The sequence below is a fragment of the Salidesulfovibrio onnuriiensis genome, assembly GCF_008001235.1.
Taxonomy (GTDB): domain Bacteria; phylum Desulfobacterota; class Desulfovibrionia; order Desulfovibrionales; family Desulfovibrionaceae; genus Pseudodesulfovibrio; species Pseudodesulfovibrio onnuriiensis.
On the sequence record NZ_CP040751.1, the window covers coordinates 3,450,097 to 3,464,313 of the forward strand.

A 14,217-nucleotide genomic window follows, 5' to 3' on the forward strand; every position below is an offset into this window, starting at 1 on the left:
ACCCTCCCTGGGGCGTAAGACGCTCGTTTGCTATCAAGAACCCCAACCAAGCGAGACAGGACGTATGAACAGGGTTGTCGTTACCAGCGTTGCCGCCATCACCCCTCTTGGCAACGACGTGGAAACCAGCTGGCAGAACCTGCTGGCCGGGAAATCAGGCATCGTCCCCATCACCAAGTTCGACACCGAAGCCTACAACACCAAGATCGCGGGCGAAGTCAAAGATTTCGATCCCACGGCCTTCATCGATATGAAACAGGCCCGCCGCATGGAGACCTTCTGCCAGTACGCCGTGGCCTGCACCAAAATGCTCTTCGAATCCGCCGGATGGCGCATCCCCGAAGAGGAAAAGGCCGCCGCGGGCTGCGTCATCGGCGTGGGCCTGGGCGGGCTGGAAACCATTGAGACCACGCACAGCAAGCTGCTGGCAAAGGGACCGGGACGCATCTCGCCCTTCTTCATTCCCATTCTCATCGCCAACATGGCCGCCGGCCAGGTTTCCATCGAGGCGGGAGCCATGGGCCCGAACCTGTGCACCACCACGGCCTGTGCATCCGGAACCCACGCCATCTATGCGGCGTTCTCCGACATCAAGCTCGGCCGCGTGGACACCATGATCTGCGGCGGCGCGGAATCCACCGTCACCCCGCTGGCCGTGGGCGGCTTCAACGCCATGAAGGCCCTTTCCACCCGCAACGACGAGCCGGAAAAGGCATCCCGTCCGTTCGACGCGGACCGCGACGGCTTTGTCATCGGCGAGGGCTGCGGCCTGCTGCTGCTGGAATCCCTGGAGCACGCCAAGGCGCGCGGCGCAAACATCCTCTGCGAGGTGGTCGGCGTGGGCGCTTCCGGCGACGCCTACCACATGACCGCACCGCCCGAGGACGGCTCCGGAATGGAGCTGGCCATGCGCGCGGCCATCCGCGAGGCGGGCATCGATCCCTCCGAGATCGACCACATCAACGCACACGGCACGTCCACCAAGCTGAACGACATGTGCGAAACCAAGGCCATCAAGAACATCTTCGGCGACCGCGCCAAGGATATCGCCATCTGCGCCAACAAGTCGCAGATCGGGCACCTGCTCGGCGCAGCCGGCGGCGTGGAGGCCGTGTTCATGGCCAAGACCATTGCAGAGGGCGTCATTCCGGGCACCCTGAACCAGGAAAACCCGGATCCGGACTGCGACCTGGACTACTGCGCCAACGGACCGCGCAAGCAGCAGGTCAATTACGCTCTCAGCAACTCCTTCGGCTTCGGCGGCACCAACGGCTGTGTGCTGTTCAAGCGCTACGAAGACTAATTTGTCATGCAGACAATAAAGGGGAGGCAATTTTGCCTCCCCTTTTTTATTTCGCCCACTAAACACTGATCCAGGCGCATAATTTTCCTTCATATTTTTCGCATCGCGCAACAATTTAGCTTTTGTTTATTCTTTCGCGCAGATCTGCTATGAGTGCCACATTCCGGTGGACGACTCCCGTTCAAAATACTAAGTAATGGGCCACTCCAGTCAAAAACAGTTTTTCTTCAAAACGTTCAAATAAAGGGGAACCATCATGGAAGAGCTGCTTATTCAAGATCCGCATGTAGCCGCCGCCATCGCCGCGGAGGTCGACCGTCAGGTAAGCAAGCTGGAACTCATTGCCAGCGAAAACTTCGTTTCCACTGCCGTGCGCCAGGCACAGGGCAGCGTGATGACCCACAAATACGCCGAAGGCTACCCGGGCAAGCGCTACTACGGCGGCTGCGAATTCGTGGATATCGCCGAGAACCTGGCCCGCGACCGCGCCAAGGAACTCTTCAACGCCGAATACGTCAACGTGCAGCCCCACTCCGGTTCCCAGGCCAACATGGCCGTGTACTTCGCATGCTGCCAGCCCGGCGACACCATCATGGGCATGGACCTTTCCCACGGCGGCCACCTGACCCACGGCAGCCCGGTGAACTTCTCCGGCAAGCTGTTCAACGTGGTCTTCTACGGCGTGGACAAGGAAACCCAGACCATCGACTACGACCAGGTCCTCAAGCTCGCCAAGGAACACCGTCCCAAGATGATCGTGGCCGGCGCCAGCGCCTACCCGCGCGTCATCGACTTCAAGCGCTTCCGCGAGATCGCCGACGAAGTGGGCGCCAAGCTCATGGTGGACATGGCCCACATCGCGGGCCTCATCGCCGCAGGCGAGCACCCGAGCTGCATCGAGCATGCGCACTTCACCACCACCACGACCCACAAGACCCTGCGCGGACCGCGCGGCGGCATGATCCTGTCCAACCAGGACCAGGAAAAGGTGCTCAACTCCCAGATCTTCCCCGGTATCCAGGGCGGACCGCTCATGCACGTCATCGCCGCCAAGGCCGTGGCCTTCGGCGAAGCCCTCAATGACGGCTTCAAGGAATACCAGGGACAGGTGGTCAAGAACGCCAAGGTGCTGGCCACCTCCCTGCAGGAAGCAGGTTTCAACCTGGTTTCCGGCGGCACGGACAACCACCTGATGCTCGTGGACCTGACCAACAAGGACATCACCGGCAAGGACGCCGAACACGCCCTTGATCTGGCCGGCATCACCGTGAACAAGAACACCGTGCCCTTCGAGACCCGCTCGCCGTTCGTGACCTCCGGCATCCGCATCGGCACTCCGGCGCTGACCACCCGAGGCATGATCGAGGAAGACATGATCGTGGTGGCCGAAGCCATTGTCTCGGCTCTCGAAAACTACCAGAACGAAAAAGTGCTCCAGGAAATCGCCGAGGAAGTGGAAGACTTCGCTTCCCAGTTCCCGCTCTACGCCTGGTAGACATAGTTTTACGTGGTTGTTGCGAGGGGCTCCTTTTGAAAAAGGGCCCCCTCGCGCTCCCCACCAAAACTTTCCATCCAAAACGCCCGGCTGCTTGAAAAGCAGCCGGGCGTTTTGGTCACTGTGAGACCAAATCCGCACTCTCACGCCAGGGTTTGCAAAGGGGATTATCCCCTTTGCCGGGTGCAGGGCGGCGCCCTGCACGCCGGAGACACCCCAACCGGGAAGGCATAACGTGAGTAGTTCCAATTCAAAAGCAACCATGCTAGGGATTTCCCCTGACACTGAAAAATCCCACCGGACGAAACAAATCTGGAGAGAAATACATGCCGAACAGAATGCCCTGGCCCGAATACTTCATGAGCATCGCGCATCTGGTGGCGCAGCGCTCCACCTGCCTCCGCCGCGCGGTGGGGGCCATCGCAGTCAAGGACAAGCGCGTGGTGGCCACCGGCTACAACGGCGTACCGTCCCAGGTGCCCCACTGCGAGGAAGTGGGCTGCATCCGCGAAACCATGAACGTGCCGTCCGGCCAGCGCCACGAGCTGTGCCGCGGCCTGCACGCCGAGCAGAACGTGATCATCCAGGCCGCAACCCACGGCCTGTCCCTGCAGGGCTGCGACATATACTGCACCACCCAGCCCTGTCTGATCTGCACCAAGATGCTCATCAACGTGGGCGCACAAAACATTTACTACGCCGAACACTATCCCGATGAACTGGCCGAAGCCATGCTGGCCGAAGCCGGAGTGCACCATGAGCTGCTGCAAGGCGATTTCCAGTCCAGATAAATTCATGTCCCGGGCCATGGAACTGGCCCGCCAGGGACGCGGCCCAACCGCGCCAAACCCATGCGTGGGCGCGGTGCTCGTGCACGACGGCTGCATTGTGGCCGAAGGATTCCACACGGCCTACGGCAAGCCGCACGCGGAACGCGAATGCCTGGCGCAGGCGCGGGAGAAGCGGATCTTCGAAAGCATCAATCCCGCCCAGTGCACCATGTACGTGACCCTGGAGCCCTGCAACCACCATGGCAAGACCCCGCCCTGTTCCGAAGCCATCATCGAGGCGGGCGTCGGCAAGGTGGTCATCGGCGCCATGGACCAGAACCCCAAGGCCGCTGGCGGCGCACAACGGCTGCGCGAGGCGGGCATCGAGGTGCAGGCAGGCGTCATGGAGCGGGAATGCAAGGATCTCATCGCGGATTTCCTGACCTGGCAGCAGACCGGACGCACCTACAACATCCTGAAGATGGCCGCCACCCTGGACGGCAAGATCGCCTCGGCGCAGAAGAAGCCTGAGGCGGTGTCCGGGCCGGAGTCCTTCGCCCGCGTGCACGAACTTCGCGCCCTGGCCGATGCGGTCATCGTGGGCGGTGGCACCTTTTACGCGGACAACCCCAGCCTGACCTGCCGCAAGCACGGCCTGCCCGAAAATTTCCGGCAGCCGCTGGCCGTGGTGGTCACCTCGCGGCTTCCCGAACCGGACGCGAACTTCACTCTGCTCCAGGACCGCCCGGAGCAAACCATGTTCTGGACCGACCAGGCCACGTCCGCGAGTGACCGGGCCCAGGCCTTGAAAGACATCGGCGTGCAGGTGGTGGGTTTGCCCGGCAAGGAACAGGGGCTGGACCTCGCGCCCGGCTTCGAACTCCTGCGCCGCGAGCACGGCTGCCACTATACCCTGTGCGAGGGCGGCGGCCACCTGGCCATGGCCCTGGCCGAACAACGGCTGGCCGATGAATTGGTGCACTTCGTGGCCCCGCGCATGCTGGGCGACGCCAGCGCCCCGGCCGCGTATTCGGGCCGCGGCAACGTGACCATGGCCGAAACCCTGGACTGGCGGATCGCCGGAGTGGAACGCACCGGCGCGGATGTCATGCTGACCCTGCTGCCGCTGAAATCCTCCTGAATTCAGGCTTTTATAATCGTTCACAGAGAGCAGTCCTTATGGTATATACAATCCATGAGGGCTGTTTTTTTGCTGTGTGTCGGGCTGGCAGCAGCAATACTTCTTCATAGTGCCGCGCCGGCTCCCGCCCGGGCCATGGAGGCGGATGACCTGACCTACCTGACGAAGTCCTACTACCCGTACAACTTCATCAGGGACGAGCAGGTCGTGGGCATTTCCCCGGACATCATTCGCGAGATGTGGAAGGTCATGGGCGCAGAGGAGCAGCCGATCCACATCTACCCTTGGGCGCGCGCCTACGACATGGTCCAGAACGTTCCCAACACCGTGCTTTTCGGCATGGCCCGCACCCCCGAACGCGAACGGCTCTTCAAGTGGGTCGGTCCCATCACGGTCAACCGTTTCTCGCTCTTCAGCCGCAAGGGCAAGCATCGCACCCAGTGCTTCGACCCTGCCATGCTCCGGGGAGCCGACATCGGCACAGTACGCGACGACGTGGCCGATCAGGCCCTTGCCGCTCTGAAAACGGGCGCGCGCATCCAGCGGGTTTCGGACGTGGAGATCAACCTCCGCAAGATCCTGGACCGCCGCATCGACTACATGGCCCACGAGGAAGGCTGCATGCGCCTACTGCTCAAACGCCACTGCCAGGCCCAGGACACGCTGGTCCCGGTCATGCTCCTGCGCGAAATTCCCATATACGTTGCCGTAAGCCTCACGGTCCCCGACGAACTGGTGGAGCGTATGAACAAGGCCCTGAAACAAGTCCGCAACGCCCCCGTCTACGACCGCATTTTCCAGAAACACATGCAGTAATTAATTTTTATCTCCATTGATTCAAATGAATTGCCGTCCCCTTCCGCCGAATATTGTTTTTCCATGTTGACAATACGAACATGAATTCATATTCGTATTTTATCGACAACACTGGAGGCAACCATGAAAGGATCATTTTTCAGAAGCACCACCCATGTCTGCGATTACAAGCACCAGCGCTCTTTCGACAATTGGCTCAGGGGGCTGCTGCATCCGCCGCAGGAGGTACTGGGCGGCTGGGTCAAGCCGGGCATGACCGTCATCGACGCGGGATGCGGCATCGGCTACTTTTCCCTGGGAATGGCCGAAATCGTCGGCCCGGGCGGCAGGGTCGTGGCCGTGGACATGCAGGAAGGCGCACTGGCCAGGCTGGAGGAACGCGCGGAAAAAGCCGGGCTCACCGCCATCATCGAAACCCACAAGTGCGAGGCCGACCAGTTGGGCCCGCTTCCCAAGGCGGATTTTGCCATGGCCTTCTGGATGGTGCACGAAACCCCGGATGCCGGAGCCTTTTTCCGCCAGCTCCATGCGGCCCTGAACAAGAGCGCATGCATGTTGTTCACCGAACCGCCCCTGCACGTGAGCAAAAACCGGTTCCGGGAGGAAATAGCCATGGCCGAACAGGCGGGATTCCGGTTTCTGGGACAGCCCAAGATCCGCTTCTGCAACGCGGCCCTGTTCGAAAAGCAGTAACTTGATCCCGAAGTTCCGAAGCGGTACACCACTTCCTCAGGAGAAAACATGACCAGCACCGTTCGCACGCCGCAGCAAAAGCGCAGCATCGAAAAGAAACGCCGCATCATCGAGGCCGCTTCGGAACTCATCGGGCAAAAAGGGCTCGCCGGGACCACCATCAAGGACATTGCCACAGGCGCCGGGGTGGCCGTTGGCACCTTCTACAGCTACTTCAAGGACAAGGACGACCTGCTCCTGGACCTGCTTTCCTGGCACAAGGGAGACCTGGAGGAAACCATCTTCGAACGCTTTCACCAGCTGGACCTGGAAAGCATGACCGGCAGGGAGATCTGCCGCTGGTTCGTGGAGGCCTCCTACAAAAGCCACATCTATTCCGCGGAAATGCACCGCCAGGCCCTGGCCCTGCGGCTCATGGACGAGGGCGCCAGGGTCTTGGCCATACAAACCGAACAATACGTGCTCCGCCAGACCGTGCGCATCTTCCAATCCCTGAAGGGCCGCCTGCGCATCACGGACCTGGAGGCCGCCGCCAGGGTTATCTCGGCGGCCATGGAGGAAGTGGTGCACAGCGAATGTTTCTTTGACCAGACCGTAGAGCGGGAACGCACCTTTGGCGAACTGGCGGACATGCTCTGCCGGTATCTGTTCACGAACCCGGACGCCTGAGATTTACACCCGCGCAAGCTCCTGATACAGATCGGGCACATCGATTCAATGACTGCCGACTGACCATATTCGGCAGGCCGTTCAAAGAATGTGAGATGTAAGGAAGCGGAGAAAACAGGACGCGAAGTGTATTGTGCATACATGAGCGATCTGTTTTTGAAGACGGACGCAGCAGATCGCGTTTTAGGGGCGGCCGAAAACGAGGTTTTTTATGTTCACAGGATTGGTTTTGGGCATGGGCAGGGTTGAATCCGCCGACAACATGGGCGGCGAAACCCGTTTCGGCATCCGGGCGCTCTTCGACCTGGACAACATCGTGCTGGGTGAATCCATCGCGGTCAACGGCGTCTGCCTCACGGTGGAGACCTTCGGGGAACGCTGGTTCACGGCCTATGCAAGCGCCGAGAGCATGGGCGTCACCAACCTGGGCGGGCTCAAGACGGGCAGCATCTGCAACCTGGAGCGGGCCATGGCCGTGGGCGACCGCCTGGGCGGCCACATCGTCAGCGGCCACGTGGACTGCGTGGCGCAGGTCACGGAAGTCCGTCCCGCGGGCGAATCCAAGGCCTACCGCCTTTCCTTCCCGCAAAAACAGGGAAAATACGTCATCACCAAGGGCTCGGTAGCCCTGGACGGCATCAGCCTGACCGTCAACGCCTGCGGCAGGGACTGGCTCGAGGTGAACATCATTCCCGAAACCCAGAAGGCCACCACCATCTCGGGTTGGGCGCCCGGCCGCAAGGTGAACATGGAAACCGACATCATCGGCAAGTACGTGGAGCGCATGATCGCCCCATGGACCGGGGCCGAAACCGGCGACGACAAGCCCTCGGGCCTGACCATGGAGTTTCTGGCCAAGCACGGTTTCTGATCCGCGCAACAACGAATTCACAAGCCCCTCCCCGAGGGGCTTTTTCATTGACCGTAAATTCAAATACCCATAACAATAGTCGGCAATCAGGTCTCTCAACCTTTCACTTGCGGGAGGAAGCATGGAAGCTCTGCTTTATCTGGCCATCGTCATCATCGTTTGCGTCGGCATGTGGAAAATGTTCGAAAAGGCCGGGGAACCCGGCTGGGCGGCGCTCATCCCCATCTACAACGTCTGGGTGCTAACCCGCATCGGCGGCAAGCCCTGGTGGTGGATGCTGCTCTATCTCGTGCCGCTGCTCAACGCGGTCATGTTCTTCCTGCTGTACATGGCCATTGCAAGGCGCTTCGGCGAACCCGTCATCTACGCGGTGGGGCTTTTCTTCCTGCCCTTCATCTTCTTCCCCCTCCTCGGCTTCGGCAGGGCCCGGTACAGCGCGACGGCGTAAATTCGAATGTAAGGGACACTCCTCTTTCCAACCTATCGGCTGAAACGCCCGGCTGCCAAGCAGCCGGGCGTTTTCTTCTTCTCGCCGACCAATGAGCATACGCCCGGCCAAGGCATATCATCTCAATCCATTATTTTCCCCCACCCTCCCCTAAAGAAACCTTCAAAGCAGGCCGATACAGCAGGGGAAGAGGCGGAATACACTCTTCCGCCGGAGAGCCGCACGGAAGCGGATTTCCAAGGGGAACAGGGAGATAAAAGACATGGCCACGGACGGCAATGTGCTTTTCACCATCATAACGCCCAGCGTGGGGTGCAGGCCGCGCGCCCTGCAGTATGCAGTGGACAGCGTGGAAAAGGCTGCCCGGTTCGCAGGACTCGGCCCGAATCAGGTCGAGATCCTCATCGGCTTCGACGGGGTCAAGGGCACGCCGCCCAAGTCCCCCCTGTCCATGCGCTGCATCAATTTCCCGCCCGACAACGACTGGGGCAACGGCATCCGCAACATGCTGGTGAAGATCGCCCGGGGCCGCAAGCTCATCTTCCTGGACGACGACAACGTGCTCGTACATCAAGCACTTCGAGGCCGAAATGATCATCGGCCGCATCGACACCCAGCTGGCATTCGACAAGCCCTACATTCCGGAAGACGACGAAGGATCGGTGGTGCGCCCCTGCAACATCGACCCGCTCTGCCTCTGCCTTTCCCGCGAGCTGGTGGTGGACCGCTGCAGCGGCTGGGGCTACCCGGGCAAATACGAGGCGGACTACCTGAACATCCTGGACTGGCACCGCCGCGCCCGAAGCGTGGTGGTCATGGACGACTACGTGGGCATCTACGACGCGGGCCGGAGCCTGGACCGCGCCGCCCTCTCCCGCCGCCAGATGAACCTGCTGGACCGCCTTTCCGCGGAACGGGGCCAGCCCGTGCAGCAGGTCCGCAACAACGTGGTGGCCTTCAATTCCTGAGTCTTCCAGGCATGCCGCCCGGCCCCCTCGACACGCATTGCGCTTTGGCATAGCGTGTCTTTTCTTTTTGCACGCATCTCGAGGAGGGATCATGGAACCCAACCGCTGCTCCTGGGCCAGGCACCCGCTGGAAATCGAATACCACGACAAGGAATGGGGCGTGCCCGTGCGCGACGACAACCGGCAATTCGAATTCCTGATGCTCGAATCGGCCCAGGCGGGCCTGAGCTGGCTGACCATCCTCAAGCGCAGGGAAGGCTACCGCGCGGCCTTTGCCGGGTTCGATCCGCACATCGTGGCCCGGTTCGATCAGGCCAGGATCGAAGAACTCCTGAGGGATGAACGCATCATCCGCAACCGCAGGAAGGTCGAGGCCGCCGTAAAGAACGCCCGGGCCTTCCTGGATATCCAGGAGCAGTTCGGCAGCTTCTGCAACTATATCTGGGAGTTCGTGGACGGCTCGCCCATCCAGAACACCTGGACCAAGCTGGAGGAACTGCCCCCGTCCACCCCGCTTTCCGAGGCCCTGGCCAAGGACCTGAAAAGGCGCGGCTTCGCCTTTCTGGGACCCACAACAATCTACGCCCACATGCAGGCCGCCGGACTGGTCAACGACCACCTGGTTTCCTGCCACCGCCACGAGGCCATCAGGGCCATGGCCTGACGCAACGCAACAACCTGCAACACGCACCCGTCCGACATGAAAGAGCCGCCCGTTCCCAAGGGAACAGGCGGCTCTGTTTACGGTCTTGACGAAGCGGTCATTTTTCGGGCGTGTACCCCAGCGGCAGTTGCTTGAAGCGCCCGCCCGTGAGGATGGGATCGCCCTTGTACCCGAGGGCCTTGAAGTCAATGTAGTCGGTGACGCCCACCAGATCGCCCACATCGCGGCCCCGCTCCTGCAGCACCTTGAAGTCCATGCCCTGCTTCGCCAGATCGCGGAACTTCAGGTTCCGGCCGTCCTGGTGGCAGCGGTCGCAGGTCTTGTCCCCTTCGAGGCTGGAATGGCACTGCACGCAGGACAGCGCGTATTCCTTGGGCATGACCTCGTGCTCGATGCGCCAGTACATGTTGGTGGCCACCCACAGGTATTCCCCGCTATAGGGCAGCTTGGCCTTTTTCATGCCTTCCTCGAAGGCCTTCTGCCAGTCCCTGACCTTCCAGTAGGCGCTCGTGTCATCCTTGCCGTAGGGATACAGGTGAGGAATGAGCAAGTAGCGGTACTTGGCGTCCGCGGGCTGGATGCCAGCCATGACCTTGAACGGCGTTATCTTGGACTTGGGATCCAGCATCTCGCCCACCGGGGCGGTGATGTTGGTGACGACCAGGGCGCGCTTCTGCTCTTCGGTCAGTTCCTCGCCGGGGGCGAATCCCCGGGCCGCTGGATTGACGGCGTCCCCGAGCAGCAGACGGGTCATGAACCCGTTGTACCAGCGGTACTGGGGCTTGGCGGATTCCTTCCACTCGAAGGAACCCTTCTTCCAGTCGTAGTCGGGCTTGCCATACTTGCCCTTGCCCACCACGCGCTTGGTGTCCCCGGCCGTGGACCAGTCCCACCAGGTCTTGGTGGCGGCGCACTTGGAGTAAACCGGGGAGTGGCAGGTATTGCAGGCCAGGGTGGCGCAATGCTTGTCCAGGTGATGATCCAGCAAGGTATCCCCGTAATGGGGCTTGTCCGTATGGCAATCCTCGCAGGCGCGGGAGCCTTCGGCCACCGGGGCCGAGGTGCTGCGCCCGGATATCTTGTGGTTGCGGGTCTTGTGGCAGTCCACGCAGCTGAAGTCGTAGCCGCCCATGTGCACGTCGCAGGTGCGCTTGGGCCAGAACAGCTCCACGCTCATGTCCGCGTGCTTGACCGCGTCGCCCCCGCCGCCGCTGAAGTGGCATTCGCCGCAGGTCTTGCGGCTGGTGGGGCCAACGTTCTTGGCCACGTAGGCCAGATCCACCCTGGGGTCGGGCATGCCCGCCTTGGGCGGTGCCTTCATGTAGCTGCCGGTCGTGTCGTGGCACACCAGGCAGTCGATATTCTCGGCCTTGGTGAAGTCAAAGGTGTCGTCCTTCCATCCGTATCCCGCGTGGCATGATGTGCAACGAGCCTCGTTGCTGATGGGGGATATTCAGAAATTGTTGAGCGTCGTGGTGCCCTTGCCGGACATGACGCTCTTTCTGTGTTCCACGGTGTAGGGCGACGGACCGCGCCAGAGCCAATGGGCCGTCTGCAGCATGTCGGAACCGGCCTGCTGGTGGCAGCGCAGACATTCCGCAGTAACCTCCGAAGGCTTGGGGTTCCCGGACAGCTGCACCAGTTCGGTATGGTTCACGGGCTTTTTGGCGTGACAGCCGTCACAGCTCACCGGCCCCTTCTTCATGTCCTCGTGACACCCCATGCACTGCATGTGGTATGCGGCCTTCAGGCCCACCCGTTCCTTTTCCTGCTTCCGGAAGGCCTCCTGGTGGCAGGTGCGGCAGGCCACGGTTTCCTCGGCCTTGGTGTCCGCGGGACGGTAATGGTGGCAGGCGGCGCAGTCCCCCTTCAGGGAGGCCGCATGCTTGGAGTGCATGAAACGCACCGGACCGTACTTATCCTCGAAGGTGTTCACGAACGGGCTCTCAAGCAGGAAGTAGCTGTGCTTGATGTCCTTGAGGCCCAGGCCCTGCGCGCGCAGGCGCTGCTGCCGCAGGGGCAGGTCCTCCCTGTACACTTCGGAAACATAGGGAACCTTTTTGCGGGCCAGTTCCAGGGCCTTGGCCTGATCCTCGGCCACCCAGCCGTCGGGCCGGGGGTTCCTGTCCGTGCGGACCTTTTCCACATCGGACGCCGCACCGGTCGCGCCCAGGCTCGGCCCAGCGGAAAGACCGGCCAGGAGAACGGCCGCCGCCAGCAGGATATGAACGTATCTGACCATTGTTACACCTCCTGCCTTCTGGCGGAAAGTACCGGGAACCAGGTCACGAACAACCGGTACAGGAAGAAGATGGTAGCCACGGCTCCCGCCGTGACCAGGATCTCGCCGATGGCCGGGTAATAGGGCTCCGTGGCGTACGGGGCCTTGAAGGAGACCACGAACACGTTGAAGCGGTTGAGCATGACGCCCCCCACGATCATGAGCGCGGCCGCGAACAGCAACCGCCGCGAACGGCGGACCGTCCCGAACAGGAGCATGAACCAGGGAACGACGACCCCCAGCCCCATCTCCACCAGGAAGGAATTGCTCTGCGGCGAACCGTCCAGCAGGGTCGCATAGGCCCCCCGCATGATCAGGTCGCCCAGCTTGAGCGCCATGTACACGCCGAGCGTGAGAATGGTGAACCGGGAAAGCGGGCTGAGCACGTTCATCTCCGATTCAAGCCTGAGCGAGGAAGTGGCTATGGTGGTTTCCGCAATGACCATGGGATAGCCCACGGCAAAGGCCGATGTAAGGAAAAGCAGCGGCAGCATGGGGGTATACCAGAGGGGCGAGACCTTGGTGGGCGCGATGACCAGCAGCGTGCCCAGGCTGGACTGGTGCATGCATGAAAGCACCACGCCCAGGATGATGAAGATCCACATGGTCTTGTCCAGGATGCGGTCGAGAAAGGCCAGCAGCGGGATGCGGCTGCCCAGGCGCTCCGCCAGCACCGGAATGAACTCGATCCACAGCACGGTCACGTAGGTCATGACGCACATGGCCACCTCGAACAGGGCCGAGGTGTGGTTCTGGTAGAAGATGGGTTTCCAGATGGCCCAGGACCTGCCGATATCCACGAACACGGCGATGGCCACGAAGGTGTAGCCCAGGGCCGCGGTGAGCAGGGCGGGCCGGGTGACGGCCTCGTAGTAATGCCTCCCCAGGATATGGGCCAGGAAGGCGGTGGTGAACCCGCCCGCGGCCAGGGCCACGCCCGAGGCCACGTCCAGGCCGATCCATATGCCCCAGGGGTAATGGTTATTCAGGTTGGTGACGCCCCCGAGCCCGAAGGTGTAGCGGAACACGAGGGTCAGGGCCCCGGCGGCCATGAAGGCCAGCATGACCAGGGTCCCGGGGGTCCAGAAAGGCGCTTTCACGGGCTTGGGATCATGCGTCATGGTCGTCCTCCTTGCTCCGGGACCGCCTGGAAGTGAAGCCCATCAAGGCTCCCAGCGCCGCAAAAAGGGCGATGGGCGACCAGAGATAGCTGAACATGGTGCTCTGGATGGTTTCCGTGACCTTGGGCATGGGCTCCGTGGGCATTTCGTGGAATCCCACCTTGGCGAAGGAAACGCCCGAAAGATACAGCCAGCTCGTGCCCCCCACCTCGTTTTCGCCGTAGACATGGTCCACGTACTTGGCGGGGTCGTTGTCGATGCGGGCATGGGCCTGCCCGAGCAGGTCGTTGCGCCTGCCGAAGGTGATGGCCTCCACCGGGCAGATGGAGGCGCAGCCGGGCAGCTTGCCCTCCTGCTCCACCCGCTCGTAGCAAAAGGTGCACTTGCGCACCCTCGGCGTAATGGGCTCATGATACTCGTAGGCCGGGATCTCGAACGGGCATGCCGCCATGCAGTAGCGGCAGCCGATACATTTCTCCACGTCATAATGCACGGTGCCGTTTTCCTTCTTGGTCAGGGCTCCGGTGATGCATGCGGAAACACAGGCCGGGTCCTGGCAGTGCATGCACTGGACCTTCACGAAGGTGGGCGCCAGCCTGTCGCGGTCGTCCAGCCGCCCCGTGTAATAGCGGTTGACCACCGTGTAGCTCCGGTGGTCGGGACGCCGCAGCCGGTCCATGACGGTCAGGTCGTCAAACGGCATTTCCGGTTCGGGCAGCTTGTTGACCTCGTTGCAGGCCTGCTCGCACTTGCGGCACCCCACGCAACGCGTCAGGTCCACAAGGCACCCGTAGGGGGCGGGAGGCGCTTTCGACTCCCAGGCCCGCGCATTGTCGGGAACTGCGGCGGCCGCCCCAAGGGCTCCGAGATTCCCCAAAAAAACCCTCCGAGACACTTTCATACGTTCCTCCTCGCTCGTTAATCCCCACAGGATACTATTCCAGTACGTTTCATAGCAGAATAGTGATGTTAGAGCA

15 protein-coding genes are annotated in these 14,217 nt (G+C 61.7%); 11 read left to right on the forward strand and 4 right to left on the reverse strand.

Features of this window, described 5'->3' with window-relative positions; translation table 11 throughout:
• Positions 1 to 64: 64 nt before the first annotated feature.
• The 11 genes from fabF (at position 65) to FGL65_RS15960 (ending at position 9,838) form a co-directional block, all read left to right on the forward strand.
• Positions 65 to 1,303, forward strand: a complete 1,239-nt coding sequence (fabF, locus tag FGL65_RS15910; protein ID WP_147822242.1) for a beta-ketoacyl-ACP synthase II — start codon at positions 65 to 67, stop codon at positions 1,301 to 1,303.
• A 256-nt stretch (positions 1,304 to 1,559) separates the two neighbouring features.
• Positions 1,560 to 2,798, forward strand: a complete 1,239-nt coding sequence (gene glyA, locus FGL65_RS15915; RefSeq protein ID WP_147822243.1) for a serine hydroxymethyltransferase — start codon at positions 1,560 to 1,562, stop codon at positions 2,796 to 2,798.
• A 326-nt stretch (positions 2,799 to 3,124) separates the two neighbouring features.
• The gene (locus FGL65_RS15920) at positions 3,125 to 3,589 is read left to right on the forward strand and encodes a deoxycytidylate deaminase (RefSeq protein ID WP_147822244.1); all 465 of its coding nucleotides are present in this window, start codon (positions 3,125 to 3,127) and stop codon (positions 3,587 to 3,589) included.
• Entirely contained in the window at positions 3,555 to 4,709 is a 1,155-nt protein-coding gene (gene ribD / locus FGL65_RS15925) for a bifunctional diaminohydroxyphosphoribosylaminopyrimidine deaminase/5-amino-6-(5-phosphoribosylamino)uracil reductase RibD (RefSeq protein ID WP_250645517.1), read from the forward strand. Before FGL65_RS15920 ends, ribD begins: the two co-directional genes overlap by 35 nt.
• A gap of 135 nt (positions 4,710 to 4,844) precedes the next feature.
• A complete protein-coding gene (locus FGL65_RS15930) occupies positions 4,845 to 5,525 on the forward strand; it encodes a substrate-binding periplasmic protein (RefSeq protein WP_187170418.1) in 681 nt (226 codons plus the stop codon).
• Positions 5,526 to 5,648: 123 nt separating this feature from the next.
• A complete protein-coding gene (locus tag FGL65_RS15935) occupies positions 5,649 to 6,218 on the forward strand; it encodes a class I SAM-dependent methyltransferase (protein ID WP_147822246.1) in 570 nt (189 codons plus the stop codon).
• 48 nt (positions 6,219 to 6,266) lie between these two features.
• The gene (locus FGL65_RS15940; RefSeq protein ID WP_147822247.1) at positions 6,267 to 6,887 is read left to right on the forward strand and encodes a TetR/AcrR family transcriptional regulator; all 621 of its coding nucleotides are present in this window, start codon (positions 6,267 to 6,269) and stop codon (positions 6,885 to 6,887) included.
• A gap of 211 nt (positions 6,888 to 7,098) precedes the next feature.
• Positions 7,099 to 7,758 (forward strand): riboflavin synthase, encoded by a 660-nt coding sequence (locus tag FGL65_RS15945; protein WP_147822248.1) that lies wholly within the window; start codon positions 7,099 to 7,101, stop codon positions 7,756 to 7,758.
• Positions 7,759 to 7,879: 121 nt separating this feature from the next.
• Positions 7,880 to 8,206 carry a DUF5684 domain-containing protein gene (locus FGL65_RS15950; RefSeq protein ID WP_147822249.1) on the forward strand — a complete coding sequence of 109 codons (327 nt, stop codon included), beginning with the start codon at positions 7,880 to 7,882 and terminating at the stop codon, positions 8,204 to 8,206.
• 590 nt (positions 8,207 to 8,796) lie between these two features.
• Positions 8,797 to 9,174 (forward strand): hypothetical protein, encoded by a 378-nt coding sequence (locus FGL65_RS18675; protein ID WP_348981273.1) that lies wholly within the window; start codon positions 8,797 to 8,799, stop codon positions 9,172 to 9,174.
• Positions 9,175 to 9,265: 91 nt separating this feature from the next.
• Positions 9,266 to 9,838 carry a DNA-3-methyladenine glycosylase I gene (locus FGL65_RS15960; RefSeq protein ID WP_147822250.1) on the forward strand — a complete coding sequence of 191 codons (573 nt, stop codon included), beginning with the start codon at positions 9,266 to 9,268 and terminating at the stop codon, positions 9,836 to 9,838.
• 97 nt (positions 9,839 to 9,935) lie between these two features.
• On the opposite strand, the gene FGL65_RS18805 is transcribed toward FGL65_RS15960, so the two are convergent.
• Genes FGL65_RS18805 through FGL65_RS15975 form a run of 4 tightly spaced genes read right to left on the reverse strand, consistent with a single transcriptional unit; the run spans position 9,936 to position 14,141 of the window.
• On the reverse strand, positions 9,936 to 11,291 hold the full coding sequence (locus tag FGL65_RS18805) for a tetrathionate reductase family octaheme c-type cytochrome (protein ID WP_489743262.1): 1,356 nt from the start codon (positions 11,289 to 11,291) through the stop codon (positions 9,936 to 9,938).
• Positions 11,292 to 12,080: a cytochrome c3 family protein gene (locus FGL65_RS18810; protein WP_489743259.1), complete on the reverse strand. Its 789-nt coding sequence runs from the start codon at positions 12,078 to 12,080 to the stop codon at positions 11,292 to 11,294.
• Between the two features lie 2 nt (positions 12,081 to 12,082).
• Positions 12,083 to 13,240 (reverse strand): NrfD/PsrC family molybdoenzyme membrane anchor subunit, encoded by a 1,158-nt coding sequence (gene nrfD / locus FGL65_RS15970; RefSeq protein WP_147822251.1) that lies wholly within the window; start codon positions 13,238 to 13,240, stop codon positions 12,083 to 12,085.
• Complete coding sequence (locus tag FGL65_RS15975; protein ID WP_147822252.1) at positions 13,230 to 14,141, reverse strand: 4Fe-4S dicluster domain-containing protein; 912 nt, start codon at positions 14,139 to 14,141, stop codon at positions 13,230 to 13,232. Before FGL65_RS15975 ends, nrfD begins: the two co-directional genes overlap by 11 nt.
• Positions 14,142 to 14,217 lie beyond the last annotated feature (76 nt).

Excerpts from the sequence above, each read along its gene's own strand:
- fabF (WP_147822242.1), top strand. The coding sequence starts at position 65 with ATGAACAGGGTTGTCGTTACCAGCGTTGCCGCCATCACCCCTCTTGGC.
- glyA (WP_147822243.1), top strand. The coding sequence starts at position 1,560 with ATGGAAGAGCTGCTTATTCAAGATCCGCATGTAGCCGCCGCCATCGCC.
- FGL65_RS15920 (WP_147822244.1), top strand. The coding sequence starts at position 3,125 with ATGCCGAACAGAATGCCCTGGCCCGAATACTTCATGAGCATCGCGCAT.
- ribD (WP_250645517.1), top strand. The coding sequence starts at position 3,555 with ATGAGCTGCTGCAAGGCGATTTCCAGTCCAGATAAATTCATGTCCCGG.
- FGL65_RS15930 (WP_187170418.1), top strand. The coding sequence starts at position 4,845 with ATGGAGGCGGATGACCTGACCTACCTGACGAAGTCCTACTACCCGTAC.
- FGL65_RS15935 (WP_147822246.1), top strand. The coding sequence starts at position 5,649 with ATGAAAGGATCATTTTTCAGAAGCACCACCCATGTCTGCGATTACAAG.
- FGL65_RS15940 (WP_147822247.1), top strand. The coding sequence starts at position 6,267 with ATGACCAGCACCGTTCGCACGCCGCAGCAAAAGCGCAGCATCGAAAAG.
- FGL65_RS15945 (WP_147822248.1), top strand. The coding sequence starts at position 7,099 with ATGTTCACAGGATTGGTTTTGGGCATGGGCAGGGTTGAATCCGCCGAC.
- FGL65_RS15950 (WP_147822249.1), top strand. The coding sequence starts at position 7,880 with ATGGAAGCTCTGCTTTATCTGGCCATCGTCATCATCGTTTGCGTCGGC.
- FGL65_RS18675 (WP_348981273.1), top strand. The coding sequence starts at position 8,797 with ATGATCATCGGCCGCATCGACACCCAGCTGGCATTCGACAAGCCCTAC.
- FGL65_RS15960 (WP_147822250.1), top strand. The coding sequence starts at position 9,266 with ATGGAACCCAACCGCTGCTCCTGGGCCAGGCACCCGCTGGAAATCGAA.
- FGL65_RS18810 (WP_489743259.1), bottom strand. The coding sequence starts at position 12,080 with ATGGTCAGATACGTTCATATCCTGCTGGCGGCGGCCGTTCTCCTGGCC.
- nrfD (WP_147822251.1), bottom strand. The coding sequence starts at position 13,240 with ATGACGCATGATCCCAAGCCCGTGAAAGCGCCTTTCTGGACCCCCGGG.
- FGL65_RS15975 (WP_147822252.1), bottom strand. The coding sequence starts at position 14,141 with ATGAAAGTGTCTCGGAGGGTTTTTTTGGGGAATCTCGGAGCCCTTGGG.